The 13,594-nt window shown below is 43.1% G+C and carries 16 protein-coding genes; 6 read left to right on the top strand and 10 right to left on the bottom strand.

The genetic code is table 11. The features are described from left to right. The first annotated feature begins 44 nt into the window (after positions 1-44). The 5 genes from ACL6C3_RS28790 to ACL6C3_RS28770 all read left to right on the top strand — a co-directional run bounded on the left by ACL6C3_RS28790 (position 45) and on the right by ACL6C3_RS28770 (position 5,111). Positions 45-1,316, top strand: a complete 1,272-nt coding sequence (locus tag ACL6C3_RS28790) for a glycosyltransferase (protein ID WP_413163387.1) — start codon at positions 45-47, stop codon at positions 1,314-1,316. A gap of 189 nt (positions 1,317-1,505) precedes the next feature. After that, positions 1,506-2,303, top strand: coding sequence for a hypothetical protein (locus ACL6C3_RS28785; protein WP_413163385.1), 798 nt, complete (start codon positions 1,506-1,508; stop codon positions 2,301-2,303). 325 nt (positions 2,304-2,628) lie between these two features. Next, positions 2,629-3,438, top strand: a complete 810-nt coding sequence (locus tag ACL6C3_RS28780; RefSeq protein ID WP_413163383.1) for a hypothetical protein — start codon at positions 2,629-2,631, stop codon at positions 3,436-3,438. A 14-nt stretch (positions 3,439-3,452) separates the two neighbouring features. Then, on the top strand, positions 3,453-4,148 hold the full coding sequence (locus ACL6C3_RS28775; RefSeq protein WP_413163381.1) for a hypothetical protein: 696 nt from the start codon (positions 3,453-3,455) through the stop codon (positions 4,146-4,148). Positions 4,149-4,151: 3 nt separating this feature from the next. Further along, positions 4,152-5,111 carry an ATP-grasp domain-containing protein gene (locus ACL6C3_RS28770; protein WP_413163380.1) on the top strand — a complete coding sequence of 320 codons (960 nt, stop codon included), beginning with the start codon at positions 4,152-4,154 and terminating at the stop codon, positions 5,109-5,111. A 47-nt stretch (positions 5,112-5,158) separates the two neighbouring features. Here the strand turns inward: ACL6C3_RS28770 and ACL6C3_RS28765 are convergent, their stop codons facing one another. From ACL6C3_RS28765 to ACL6C3_RS28740, 6 genes are all read right to left on the bottom strand, one after another. Continuing rightward, positions 5,159-5,314, bottom strand: coding sequence for a hypothetical protein (locus ACL6C3_RS28765; protein WP_413163378.1), 156 nt, complete (start codon positions 5,312-5,314; stop codon positions 5,159-5,161). Positions 5,315-5,579: 265 nt separating this feature from the next. After that, entirely contained in the window at positions 5,580-7,073 is a 1,494-nt protein-coding gene (locus tag ACL6C3_RS28760) for a dolichyl-phosphate-mannose--protein mannosyltransferase (RefSeq protein WP_413163376.1), read from the bottom strand. A 69-nt stretch (positions 7,074-7,142) separates the two neighbouring features. After that, entirely contained in the window at positions 7,143-8,138 is a 996-nt protein-coding gene (locus ACL6C3_RS28755; protein ID WP_413163374.1) for a YhdH/YhfP family quinone oxidoreductase, read from the bottom strand. Positions 8,139-8,206: 68 nt separating this feature from the next. Continuing rightward, positions 8,207-8,818, bottom strand: a complete 612-nt coding sequence (locus ACL6C3_RS28750; RefSeq protein ID WP_413163372.1) for a DUF3318 domain-containing protein — start codon at positions 8,816-8,818, stop codon at positions 8,207-8,209. A 98-nt stretch (positions 8,819-8,916) separates the two neighbouring features. Then, positions 8,917-9,636, bottom strand: a complete 720-nt coding sequence (locus ACL6C3_RS28745; protein WP_413163370.1) for a hypothetical protein — start codon at positions 9,634-9,636, stop codon at positions 8,917-8,919. 27 nt (positions 9,637-9,663) lie between these two features. Beyond that, positions 9,664-11,097, bottom strand: coding sequence for a NupC/NupG family nucleoside CNT transporter (locus ACL6C3_RS28740; protein ID WP_413163368.1), 1,434 nt, complete (start codon positions 11,095-11,097; stop codon positions 9,664-9,666). A gap of 293 nt (positions 11,098-11,390) precedes the next feature. Here ACL6C3_RS28740 and ACL6C3_RS28735 point away from each other — a divergent pair, with 293 nt between their 5' ends. Next, on the top strand, positions 11,391-11,657 hold the full coding sequence (locus ACL6C3_RS28735) for a hypothetical protein (RefSeq protein ID WP_413163366.1): 267 nt from the start codon (positions 11,391-11,393) through the stop codon (positions 11,655-11,657). A 112-nt stretch (positions 11,658-11,769) separates the two neighbouring features. Here ACL6C3_RS28735 and ACL6C3_RS28730 read toward each other — a convergent pair whose 3' ends face one another. From ACL6C3_RS28730 to ACL6C3_RS28715, 4 genes are all read right to left on the bottom strand, one after another. Beyond that, entirely contained in the window at positions 11,770-11,904 is a 135-nt protein-coding gene (locus ACL6C3_RS28730; RefSeq protein ID WP_413163364.1) for a hypothetical protein, read from the bottom strand. A 20-nt stretch (positions 11,905-11,924) separates the two neighbouring features. Further along, on the bottom strand, positions 11,925-12,143 hold the full coding sequence (locus ACL6C3_RS28725; RefSeq protein ID WP_413163361.1) for a hypothetical protein: 219 nt from the start codon (positions 12,141-12,143) through the stop codon (positions 11,925-11,927). Positions 12,144-12,146: 3 nt separating this feature from the next. Then, the gene (locus tag ACL6C3_RS28720) at positions 12,147-12,401 is read right to left on the bottom strand and encodes a hypothetical protein (protein ID WP_413163359.1); all 255 of its coding nucleotides are present in this window, start codon (positions 12,399-12,401) and stop codon (positions 12,147-12,149) included. A 131-nt stretch (positions 12,402-12,532) separates the two neighbouring features. Continuing rightward, a complete protein-coding gene (locus ACL6C3_RS28715) occupies positions 12,533-13,534 on the bottom strand; it encodes a DnaJ C-terminal domain-containing protein (protein WP_413168430.1) in 1,002 nt (333 codons plus the stop codon). Positions 13,535-13,594 lie beyond the last annotated feature (60 nt).

Raw genomic sequence — 13,594 nt, 5'->3', positions numbered from 1 at the left:
TTTTGGATCAGGTTTTGAATCTTGAGTAAGTAGGAGCATTTACTATGACTCATTTTGGTATAGTTTGTCCGAATTCCACAGGTCATCTGAATACGATGTTTCCCTTGGGTCAAGAACTTCAACGTCGGGGTCATCGTGTTACCTTATTTGGGAAGTTGGATATAGAAGCCAAAGTAATAGCGGCGGGATTGGAATTCAGAGCAATTGGAGAATCGGAATTTCCCCGAGGATCGGTAGCCAAGTCGTTTGGCGAGTTGGGGAAACTCAGCGGTCGCGAAGCCTTGAGTTATACCGTCAACCTCGTCAGAAAGAATGCAGAGGTGTTGTTGCGCGATGCTCCCAAGTTAATGAAAGAAGCGGGTGTAGAGGCTTTGCTGGTCGATCAAGTTTCGCCGGAAGGAGGCGCCGTTGCGGATTATTTAGGCATTCCTTTTGTTACGATTTGCAGTGCGGTAGTTCTCAACCGAGAAGAGAGTGTTCCCCCTTTTTCTACAAACTGGAACTACAATCCAAATCTGTTGGGTCGCCTGCGAAATCGATTGGGTTATCAGGTGTTGAAACGGGTCACAAAACCGGTCACAAAAGTAATTAATGACTATCGCCAGGAGTGGAAATTACCCGCCCAATCTAATCCCAATCAACGTTATTCTCAACTGGCTCAAATTAGCCAACAGCCGGCCGAATTAGAATTTCCCCGAGAAGAATTGCCCGAGTGCTTTCATTTTACAGGTCCCTATCACTATTCGAGTCGCCGAGAACCGATTGCTTTTCCTTGGGAAAAATTAACTGATAAACCGCTGATTTATGCGTCGATGGGAACGTTGCAAAATCGCCTGGTTGAGGTTTTTCAAACTATTGCTTCCGCTTGTGAAGGATTAGAGGCTCAACTGGTGATTTCTTTGGGGGGTTCGGCGTCGCCAGAGTCTCTGCCAAAGTTGCCCGGAAATCCCCTCGTTGTTGAGTATGCACCCCAGTTAGAACTGCTGCAAAAAGCCAGTTTAACTATTACTCACGCCGGTCTAAATACGACTTTGGAATCGTTAAATAATGGGGTTCCAATGGTTGCCATTCCGGTTGCAAATGATCAGCCGGGAGTCGCCGCAAGAATCGCTTGGACGGGAGCGGGGGAAGCCGTCCCGTTGAAAAAGTTAAATGTTTCTAAACTGCGGGTGGCGGTTGAGAAGGTGTTCAAAGAAGATTCCTACAAACAAAATGCTTTGAGGCTACAAGAGGCAATTAAACGGGCGGGAGGCGTTCAACGGGCGGCCGATATTATTGAACAGGCGGTTTCTACGGGTAAGCCGGTTTTAGCTTAAATAAATCAATCCGGTAAAGAGGAAATATGCACTTTACAAATAATACTTTCACTGCGGTTTGAATAACTCCCTTGATCCGCAAGAACTTATTTGGAGACTCTACCAGTTGATTTTCTGTCCCCTAACATCAGAGAAAAGAACTAATTTTATGCCACAGTAGCCAGTAAATAGATTTTATTGGCTTTTTCCATGATCGTTTCACAACTACCCAAGTCCGAACAAGTTGGCCAAGCTTTAGCAGAAATTACCGCCTTTGAACAGTCGAAAGTTCCGGGTGTTTGGCCTGGGCTGGATAAAAATCAACTGATTGCACAATTGCGATCGCGTATTAATAATCCTCTCACATTAAATCAAGGAAGTCAACCCTTTTGTGGCCCCGCGACGATTATTTTTGAACTGATTCGCCACAATCCTTTATCTTATGTAAGAATCTGTCGAAATCTGTTTCAAATCGGCGGATTTCATAGTCAGACTCAGCGGTGGATTTCTGCGTCGGAAAACCTGCGAAATGCCGAGGGTAATTATAGAATGCCTCAGGTGGATTGGATGATTTTATCTACCTTAAGAGAGTCTGCAAATTTAATTGTTCCGATTCATCCGAATTCATCGGATATTGTTCGCAATATTGGCGGAATGACAAAATCCTGGGAAATAGCGGGATGGGTTCAAGAAATTTTAGGTTATCAGAAAGTTCAATATAAAAATACTTACTTGTTTGGTGATTTGCAAGCGATGAAAGAGGTTTCTGATGTCTTAAATCAAGGTGGTGTTGCTTTGGCTTTGATTAACGACGGAGGATTACTCAGAAATCAACCGCCCCGGATTCCTTATCCGAGTCATTGGGTATCAATTTTAGGGAAGATTTCGCTCAACTCTAAATCCGTACAATTTGAGGTTTACACTTGGGCGAAAACCATGCAAGTTCAGGTGGATGAATTGACGTTTAAAACCCATTTTTGGGGTGTGGTATTGGGACAAAATGAGTAGACTTTGTAGGGGCGCTCTTGTTTGCGCCCCGAATTGTTGTATTTTCTTAGTTTGAGACGGGTTTAATAAAAAACAAGAGATACTTAACTTAGTTGAGGATGACATTTGTAAATCCTTCACTTTATTGAGGATAATGTTCCGGAAAGTTTAATGTAGCTCAAATGAAGTAACACAAATTGGTGAAACCTAAAAAAGCGACTTTTCATTCTTTCTGCAAACTCGTTAAAGTGGGAACCAAGAACAAGATATTATCACTGTTCAATTTTAATTGGCAGATAAAAATATCTTAGTTTAGCTCATCCAACACAAAGTTTTAAGGAATTATATGCTCGTTTCAACCTTTGAGTTGTTGTTAAAACCCATCACGCCTGTTGAGGGAAATGTTCCCGGATCAGCCCGTACAGTTTTACAAGGTTATTTTCTAACCATTGCGAACCCGAATGATACTCCTTTGCGGTTGAGACTGCAATTTTCTGCGACAACACCTAACCTGAATGTAGCGGATACAATTACCATTCGAGATGTCGTCGGTAATAATATTTTTGGTGATTTAGTTCCCACTAGCGATCCGCGCAAATTTAACTATAATTTGTCACTTCCCGCTCACGATACCGCTTTAGTCATTTTACAACCCGACATTACCCGACTCAACCCCAACAGCGATCAATTAGAAATTCGTGGCTATGTCGAAATCTTTTTAGAACAACGAGGTTTGCGACCTATTAATGTATTGCTCACTCCCGAACATCGGGGTACCTTTGTCAACAAAGGTATAATGAATTTATCGGAGTTCGATCAATTGGTTTATAGCCTTCCGACAGCAACCGGAAGCAGCTTGTTTCAGCTAGTTAGCCCTCCGAAAGATCTAAAAGAAATCAAACCTGAAATCAAAGAAATCAAAGAATTTAAGGAATTTAAAGAAATTCCCGATGACATCAAAGTTCGGGAAATTCCAGACATTAACAAACCCAATCCCGATAATATTATGATTCCGAATCCCGACATTCAACAGGCGCTCGGTTTAATGGCTCAAACCATTGACAATATTCAACAGCGCCTCGAACAAAATGGGGAAGCTTTTATCTCCTCTGAGGAACGTCCGGCGGTCGGCGAACAAGCGTTAAACGAAGGCTAAAAAGGAGGCGAGTAGTGCTGATCGTATTAGCAAGTTCTTACGATGAGGCTGCTCGCTTTTGGGTGGAAAATTGGACCGATGGGGATGTGGCGCTACTCACTCCAAAAGACTTATCAAAAATTGGGTGGCGTCACTATCTCGGAAGCCTTGAAGACTCAACCGCAGTCATCAAAGATGAAGTGATTTCGGTTGAAAAAATAACCGGGGTTTTAACTCGTTTACCTTGTGTATTTGAACAAGAACTTCTGAGTATTGTTGAGAAAGATCGCCCCTATGTGGCGGCGGAAATGACCGCTTTTTTAGGGTCTTGGTTAACTCATCTTTCCTGTCCAATATTGAACCGACCAACACCAATTTGTTTAATGGGTACGAATTGGCGACCTCAACAGTGGATTTATGCAGCTTCTCAAGCGGGAATGTCTGTAGAAACTCACCACCAATTGATTAGTTTAAAAGCCGAACCTGAACCTGTAAAAATTCCCTCCGAGCGAGTTAGTGTAACGGTAATTGGCGATCGCTATATTGGTGAAGTCGATCCAATTTTAGGACATCAAGCGAAAAAACTTGCTAAACTTGCAGGTGTTGAGTTGTTAGTTGTTCATTATAATCGCCCAGAAGCCGGCGCCTACTTTATCGGTGCAGATTTATGGCTGGATCTGAAAAGTTTAGAGATTACAACAGCCATTTTAGAATACTTTAGCGGGAAGTAATTCATGTTAACTCTACTGTGGGGATTACCCGGAGATTCACCCTTATATACGGTTTATCAAGAGTTGAATAATCTGGGTTTTCCAACGGTTTTTTTAGACCAACGTGAGATTTCAGAGATTGAAATTTCTCTGTCTGTTGGTCGCGCAATTGCGGGGGAAATTTGCACGCCGAAGTTTAAAATTGATCTCAATACCGTTACAGGTGTTTATTTGCGTCCCTACGACTCTCGCCGCCTTCCAATCGTGGCAAAAGCCGGTTCTAACAGTCGAATTTGGCAACACGCCGCAGCAGTTGATGAGGCGTTATTGTCTTGGGTAGAAATGACGTCGGCGTTGGTTTTAAACCGTCCGAGTGCAATGGCTTCTAATAATTCTAAACCCTACCAATTGCAGAAAATTCGGCAAGCCGGTTTTCTCGTTCCCGATACTTTAATTTCCACCGATCCGGATGCGGTTTATGGGTTTTGGGAACGGCATGAAAATGTTATTTATAAGTCGATTAGTTCGACTCGGAGTAAAGTGTCTCGTTTGAGTCCTGAACATCACAAACGTCTGGCAAATGTTGCTTGGTGTCCGACTCAATTTCAACAATATATTCCCGGACAAGATTATCGGGTTCATGTGGTGGGTGAGGCGGTTTTTGCCTGTGCGATCGCATCAACTGCGGATGATTATCGCTACCCCGGTGAGACAACGGATTATCCTCAATTAAAAAGTGATATTTTACCCCTAGAAATTGAACAGCGATGCCGACAACTCGCTGCCACCCTGAAACTTCCTCTAGCGGGTATTGATTTGAGACAAACTGATGATGGCGAATGGTATTGTTTTGAGGTTAATCCGTCGCCGGGATATACATTTTATCAGCAAGAAACTCATCAACCGATCAGTTTAGCGATCGCACAGTTACTCACTCAACAACAGCTAAAAACGTTAGGAAAGGTAAACAGTATAATCGGTTAACCTCACCCCGTTTTAGGCAACAGAACTTTTTATTGGGGTGCATCTTGTTAGGGTTGAGGAGGTTTCTTGGGTGTTGTTAAACCCGCCATTGACCAGGAGAGGTAGACCATCAATCCTTTTGCTATTGCATTGATATCTTGGGTTTCCTCATTTAAGTTTTCTTTGGGTTTAGATGTCTCTTTTTTGTTTTCTTTATCTTGCATAATTGAACTCTCTCAGCTTTGAACTCGATGTTTATCTTTATTTAGTATTATCAATTACAATCGCTAACTTTGCCGTGATAAGCACTGTTAGTTTTCGTGATTGATATCACTTTATAACCCTTCAATCAATTTTACTTTGATTCCGGAAATGCGGTGAGTTTTTTCAGGAGTTGAGGCGGTTCGGTTTTCCGATCTTTGTCCATTTTAGCCTAATTCAAGTCCGACGATCAACCCTTTTTAAAACATGAGAAATGTCTCATTTTTCCTAGATCCAGCTTGGAAACCACATTCTGATTTGCCATTGTTCGGGAGAAAGGGGAAGGCCCAAAAAAATCGGCATCCAAAAGACAAAACCAAGTAAAATTAAACTGACTGTGGTCGCCCCAATTAAGCGTAAATGAAACAGATTACTTTGCAGCCACCGATCCACCCACCAGGCGAGTATTAGTGCGGCGAAAACAAATGCACTCATATAATGATAAAGGAAAACGCAGCGTGTGACAGTTATCCAAGGTGTCCAATTTGCCAACCAATTAACGAGTAAATAGAGTAATAGCCATAACTCGATTTTTGGGGGAAAATGGGTATAAGCATGAACTGAAGTTGTAGGTAAAATTGATCGGTTGTTCTTTATTTTAACCCAAGTCATCATCCGTTCCCATAATACCCAAATTGTTAAAATAATGGCCAGAACAGAAAACCACCACAGGGGAGGATTTCCCATTGCATGAACATCATAAATAACGGGGGTAAAATTAGGGGGAGGAACGGACGGATCGAGTTCGGTTAACCGATCAATTTTTGTATAAAAATAAGCTAAAGGTCGCAGCGTTAACGGCCAAGTATACCAGGGCGCACAATAGGGATGAATATCTGGCCCGCTCCCCAAGGTTTTGTGATAGTTGAGAATCGTCGTTTGCAGTTCCCAAAGTCCGGGTTCGGGACTAATTTGTAAGTGGGGAATCCAAGCAATAAAGTAAAATAAAATCGGAATTACGATTAAACTTAAAGCCAGTTTTAGGATTGATAATTCAGTTAAGTTTTCCAGGGGAGATTGACGGGAGGGGATGGGGCTAAGATTTTGATTATAATTGTTGACAAATTTAAAAATCCAAGCTAAAATTAAAAGGATAAACAGTCCTAAAATAAATCCCAAACCATTCCATTTAACCGCTACACTTGCACCTAAACCAATCCCCGAACCGACTAACATTAGCCATTGCTTTCTTTTTTGGCTTTTCAGAGCAAGAATAAACAGCAGTTGACCCAATAAACCAAAAATGACAATATAAATATTATTGAGTGCGTAGCGAGATTCAACTAAAAAAAAGCCATCGGTTGCGATTAACAGGGTGGCGAGTAAGGTGTAAGTTCGCCGAGAAGTGAGTTGATAAATAATCGCCCCACAAACCATCGGAATAAATGCACCGGTGAGGGCGTTCATCCAGCGATAACTCCAAGTTGACAGGGTTGAACCCGCCAGATCATTAACAGTATCTTGACCAAAAGGTAAATGAGAACCGATCCAAATTCCAACGGCGATAATATATTGGCTTAAAGGCGGATGAGCGTTAAAAAAAGGAGTCTTCGTCAGGTAATTATTCGCGAATTGAGCGTAATAAACTTCATCAAAAACTAACGTATTAAATCGGCTTAATCCCCAAAATCGCAACAGCAAGGAGACGAGGAAAATCGCGGTCATTCCCAGTCTAAACCCGAACTTTGAGGAGTTAAAACGTTTTTGATACTCGGTGATCATATCAATTCGCCGTGTCCGAAGACAAGTGAGTTTTTAAAAGTCCTTGAAATCCCAAATCCGATTCAAGCTTTAACGCAAGTCAACTAAAATCCGACCTTGAATGTTACCTTGCAAAATTTCTGATATTTTTTCGGGTAACTGTTCGAGGGAAATTGTTGTTACCAATTCATCTAAATAAGTCGGTTTCCAAGCCGCAGCCAGTTTTGACCAAATTAACAAGCGTTTATCCATCGAACATTGTACCGAATCTATTCCAATTAAACGCACACCCCGCAAAATAAACGGATAAACTGTTGTTGTTAAATTCGCCCCCGCAACCAACCCACAAGCCGTTACACAACCGCCATATTGAGTTGATTTAATCGCCGTTGCTAATAGATTTCCGCCCACCGTATCAATCACCCCCGCCCAACGTTCTTTTAACAGCGGTTTACCCGTTTGTTCGTCTATTTCCGAGCGATTAATAATCAATTTTGCACCCAATTTTTTCAGAAAATCATGGCTTTTTGATTTCCCCGTTACGGCGACAACAGAATAGCCCAATTTTGCTAAAATTGAAACCGCCAAACTCCCCACACCACCCGTTGAACCCGTGACTAAAACCTCACCCAAACTCGGTGTTATTTCCTGTTGAATTAACCCGTTAACACTCAAAGCCGCAGTTAACCCCGCAGTTCCTAAAATCATGCTTTCTTGTAAGGTTAAATCTGACGGAAGCGGTACAACCCACTCAGCCGGAACCCGAATATATTCGGCAAAACCGCCCCAAGTATTCATCCCCAAATCATAACCCGTAACCATCACTAAATCATTCGGTTTAAATTGGGGTACGTTGCTATTAACAACAATTCCTGCGGCGTCAATTCCAGGAATATGAGGAAATTGACGAGTAACGCCCCGGTTTCCGGTTGCGGAAAGAGCATCTTTGTAATTTAAACTGGAATAATGCACCCGAATCAAAACATCTCCGGGGGGCAATTTATCCAAGCCGATGTTAACAACTTCTTGGGTAAATTGTTGTTCTGGGGTTTGAGTAACCTGTAAGGCTTTAAAGGTTGCCGACATAATTTTATTCCCCTAAATCACCATCCGATGGATTCTCACCCAAATCGAATAAAATAAGAATTTATCCATTAACTTTCTTGTCGAATATTATCTGGGATTTTCACCGGAGAAAGTTTGGCAATTACCCGCAAATTTTGAGAGCGAACTAACTCTAAAAAAGTCAAACTGGTACGCCCTTCTATTTCGGCAACTCGTTCGATAGTTTGTAACAAAGCCCGAGCCGCTTCCGCTTCAGTATAACCCCGACGTTGGGCGACGCGAATAGCCATTTCATCGGCTTCTAATTCCACTTGAGAACTGCGGTTTGATTTCCAAATTTGAGTTAAACCCAGACCGGCTAAACTCCCCGCTAACATGACTCCAACCGGGTCTTGATTAGCAATTTCAATCGCCGTTCCGACCACTCCCGCCAAAGCTACACCCTGATTAATATTCACTTTAATCCAGCGAATATTACACACCCAACTCACCGTTCTCAACAGCAACAAATCTCGCTGCGGTCGGGCTAAATTTTGCCACAGTTCAAAATTGATAGAAATTTTCCGCATGGGTTTCCAGGGAAGCGGAAAAGGGCAGTCAATCACTGTTTTTTGTTGGGGTTTACTCACCAACTGAGTCATCATACGACCGGAAGCGGGCATCAAGTCTAACAAGTGATAAATTTCAGCATCTTGATTCATGGCTCATCTCAATTTTTAGTTTGAAGTTTGGAAAGAAAGGGGCGAGTTTGTTCCCATATTTATCTGTACTAAATTCTAAACGTTTTTTGAACTTTTGCCTAACTTTCGGGTTGAGTTGAGGACGGTTCAATCGGTTTTAAGTTGTCGGATAAAGCCGCAATTGCCGCATCAATTTCTGAGGTTTTTTCTTCGGTAGCCGAGACTAACAATAGAAAAATATTATTGTTAATCTGACGGGCTAAAATTGAGCCTTGAATCGGTTGAACTTTTGAACCGATTCTCACAGTTCCCGTCCAAGGAACTCTCACCGAAGCTGTTCCCAATTCTTGATAGGAACCCGGTGTAAATCCTTCGCCCCGTTCAAAGGTTTCAATGGCAATTTGTGCTAAACTCGCATTGGGAATTTGTCGGCTACTTTCTCGGGGTTTGACAACAACAGTATAGGCTAAATTCCCTTCAGGAGATTCAATTAAGGGAAAATTCCCCACAAACCCAACATTATATCCGTCCAAAATCCCCACCTGAAATCGACCTTGAGGATCTTTATAATTATTGTTACTCAAGGGTAACGGTTCGACTTGGGGAGTCGGAGGAGGAGTCGGCGTCGGTTGGGGAGAAGGACTCGGTTGGGGTGCCGGAGAAGCCGCAGGAGTTGGCGTTGGTTTGGGGGTGGGCGTGGCTTGTTGGGCTTGAGTCGGCAAACCGATTTTTACCCCGGAAAGGGAAGGATTAATCATCGTTGACGGTTGACCGATGATGATTAAAATTATAGTGGTAATTGCGGCGATCGCGATCCACCTGAGCTTGTTTTTTTTCATGGTTGAATTTTTGAGGAAATTGTGAGTTTACTTGCCAAAAATCATCGGATTTCCAAAGTCAAAAACACCCGCAATACACCCGGTCATTAATGTTGCTAACGTTCCCGCCCAAAGCGCTTTTAAACCCAAAGCAGAAACTTCTGAACTCCGGGAAGGAATCAAAGAAGATAAACCCCCAACAAAGATACCGTAGGAGGCAAAATGGGTAAAACCGCACAGGGCATAACTAACAATTAGCATAGCGCGATCACTAATTTCTCCTGTTGTATTCAGTTGGGCTAAAGCTTGATAAGGGGGAATATTGGTTTCGAGTAAACGTCTACCAATTAATACCGAAGCTTGCCATAATTCCGACCATTCAAGAGAAACGCCCGTCATAAAAGTTAACGGTAAAAATAAAGCACCCAGAATATTTTGTAGCGTAATCACCTGAAAAACACTGCCCAGGGGTTGCAAAATGACCCATTCACTATTAGAAAGGCTTGCTAAAGAAGAAAAGAGCAAATTAATCAAAGCAACCATTCCCAAAATAGCAATTAATGCAGCAGCAATTCCCACCGCCATTTTGACCCCATCTAACGCCCCTCCAATTAAACTATCCATCGGGTTCGGACGCTTTTCTAAATCTTCTTCTGGATCTTTGGGAACTCCGCCCATTGTTTTCGGATCTCCGGTTTCGGGAACCAACAGTTTTGATAAGACAAAACAGGCGGGAATTGTGAGAATAGAAGCGGAAACTAAATGTCCGGTAATCGTTGGAAAAGTTGGGCGTAAAAACCCCGCATACAGTGCTAAAACCGATGAGGCAATCGAACCAAAACAACTGGTTAAAATTGCACAAAGTTCGCTGCGGGTCATATCGAGCAGGTAAGGTTTGACTGCAATTGCTGATTCAATCCCCACAAAAATATTAGCCGCACCCGCTAAAGATTCTGCTCCACTAATTCCCATTGTTTTCTGAAAAATTCGGGCAAAAACCTGCACAACCGGCTGGATAATATTTAACCGATAAAGCAAGCTGATCAAACCCGCAAAGAAAATCACCTGCGGTAAAGCCCGAAAAGCCAAAACATAGGTAAATCCGGGGTTAATATTGTCCGGGCCAATGCGATCGCCGGGAACCGCAACATAGGGCGTACCCACAGCCCGAGCAATCCAGCGACCGGCAGGCCCTGGGCCGGCGGCAAAATTGGGATCGCTCACCAACATCGAACTCGGACCGCCAAACAGAAACCTCGCCCCCGCCTCAGACGCATCTAAAACGGCGTTGAGTAGGCTGCTGAGTCCTTCGACGAGTTGGGGACCAAACACAAAAACCACCAGCCCCACAGCCAATTGCAAGCCAATTCCCCAAGTGATGACTTGCCAGCGAATGACTTGTCTATTTTCCGAGCCGAGCCAGGCAATTGTACATAAGCCTGCAATTCCTAACAGAGATATCAAGTTCAACAGTGGGTTCATATCCTACAACCTCTCCCGCTAGGGGCATATTGCCTTATAAATGCTCCAATGACAAGCATCTTAGCGATAAATGGACAGCAATGGATCACGATTGTCCAGTTTGAGTCGGGTTGTCGGCTAAACCCCAGGAAGGCGGAGGAACCGACTTTCCAAGCAGCAGATAGAAGAAAATCGAAAATTCCAAATCCTCGGTTCTTGGGTCAAAAATGCAAAATTCTATTGATTTATTCCCAATTTTCTCAAATAGGCACACAATAGAAACAGTGTTTCTTCCGTGAGCTAATTTTTGACTAATGGATGCTTTTCAGCCGACTCCGCCTGACTGGACTGCTAACGCCATTCATGCTTTTGAATTTTGCTGTCCCAATTGTTCTGCAAGTTCTTTAGAAGCGCAGCAGGTCTGGATTAATCGTCGTTCTCCTGTCTATGGTGACAATCATCGTCGGAAATGGCAAGAATTTTATAAGTGTCAATGCGGTTGTGTTTGGTGGGCTTGGAGCAGCGATCGCCCGCCTTCTAATCTTAAACCTCGCGATGAGGATTTGCCGATGGAAGATTAAGATTTACAAAAATTTATCTATAAGAGGCGATAAAATTCCGGTTTGACCAACAGAAGCCCGAGTTTATCGTCTGTTATTATTCTAAAATTGAGAGAAATTCGGTTTGGGTAGTTTACCCCGTATCAATATCAAACGGATTGAGCAAATTCAGTTGAGGAATCCAACGAAAATCATCTACATTTCTGGTAATTAATGTTAACTCGTACATTAATGCAGTCCCCGCGATAATCGCATCTCCCAAAGTCATTCGTCTCTGTTGTCGCAGAGCTACAGTTGAGTCAAAACATCTTCCGATATCGCTAAAACTTCAGCAACCTGAAAAAACTCCTCAAAATATTGACGCTGCGGTTCAGTTAGTTGGTGATAGCCCAAGACCTCCAGATAACTGAGGGCGGATACCGCAGGCGAATACTCGGCAATTAATTCTCTCAACTGAGAATATTCCGGCCGTGCAGAATAAATAATGATATTGCTGTCAAGAAGCACGTTTTATCGTCCCGGTAATGAACGGTCTTGCCGAGTTTCTTGTTGCCACAGCACCGGATCAACATCATCTAATACTTGAGTTGCGGCAAGCTTTGCTAAGATTTCAGCCATTTTTTGTCCGCGTGTTTTCGAGTCTGTTACCTGTTTTTCATCAAGGAATGTGACGTGAACCTGGAGCATTTTTTCTCCCAAATCCGGCTCATCGTCAATCCACTCTAAACGGCATCCTTTTAACCAAGCCCTGTAGGTTTTTAGCATTGTTATCTCCGCTAATCTTCGGCAACTCGAGCGCAAGATTGATTTGATACAATCACTTCTTTAACTCCGATCTAGATTCTCCCCATGCTAATTTTTAGACTGTTACAATGCGCGTGCATCACAACAACGTTTTAAATATCGACGGGCAAATCTTTGCGGGGTTTAAACGCTTCAACTTGGCGCAATTTTTCATAGAGTTCTCGCTCTTGAGGACTCGGATCTTGAGGAACAACTATTTTTAATTCCACCAATTGATCGCCCCGTTTTCCCGTTCCCGTCGGATAACCTTTATTCGCCAAACGCAACCGTTTACCCGAGGTTACACCGGGCGGAATCTTCATTTTCACCCAACCATCTAACGTCGGAACTTCGATTTCACCACCCAACACCGCTTCACTCGGCGTAATCGGAACCTCACAAAAAATATCCGAGCGTTCTAGTGTAAAATAGGGATGAGGTACAACATTAATTTTCAGATATAAATCCCCGCCTCCTATGCCTTGATTTCTCAAACGAATACGCTGACCCGTGATCATCGCCGCCGGCATATTCACTTCTAAACTGCGCCCATCCTCTAAACGAATGCGTTCCATTCCGCCCGTATAAGCCTTTTCTAACGGTAAAGTTAATCGCGCTTCAATATCCCGTTTGGCTTCGCGAGAATCGGCTTTATAAACCGCTTTTGTGCGGGGAGAACGGTAGGGATCGGAAGACTCCACTCGGGGCGCGTCAGCCCGAACCGTTCTCACTTCTCGCCGTCGCCCCAACAATTGATCGACAAACGTATTAAAATCGGCATATTCTCCAAAATCAACCTCTTGAGTTTGGGTGCGACCATTGGTTGATTTGCTCGCCCAAGTTTTCAAGCCCGAAAAAGGAGAACTTTTGCGACCTTGAAAGCCTTTTTGTTTCCAGAATTGACTGTATTCGTCGTATTGCGCCCGTTTTTCCGGGTCCGAAAGAATGTGATAGGCTTCCCCAATATCTTTAAACTTTTCTTCGGCCTCTTTATCGCCGGGATTGAGATCGGGGTGATATTGTCTGGCTAGTCGGCGATAAACTCTTTTGATTTCTTCTAAAGTTGCGTCTTTAGGAACGCCTAAAATTTGATAATAATTCCGAAAGTTTTGCATCATTGGGTTTAGGAGTGGTGAATTTTAAGTTGAGAGTATCGACCGAATTTATTGCTGTGA

The sequence above is a fragment of the Capilliphycus salinus ALCB114379 genome (genome assembly GCF_047276495.1).
In the GTDB taxonomy this organism is placed as follows: domain Bacteria; phylum Cyanobacteriota; class Cyanobacteriia; order Cyanobacteriales; family Microcoleaceae; genus Capilliphycus; species Capilliphycus salinus.
The sequence above is the reverse complement of the archived record's forward strand: the minus strand, read 5'-3'. Positions and strand labels throughout refer to the sequence as shown.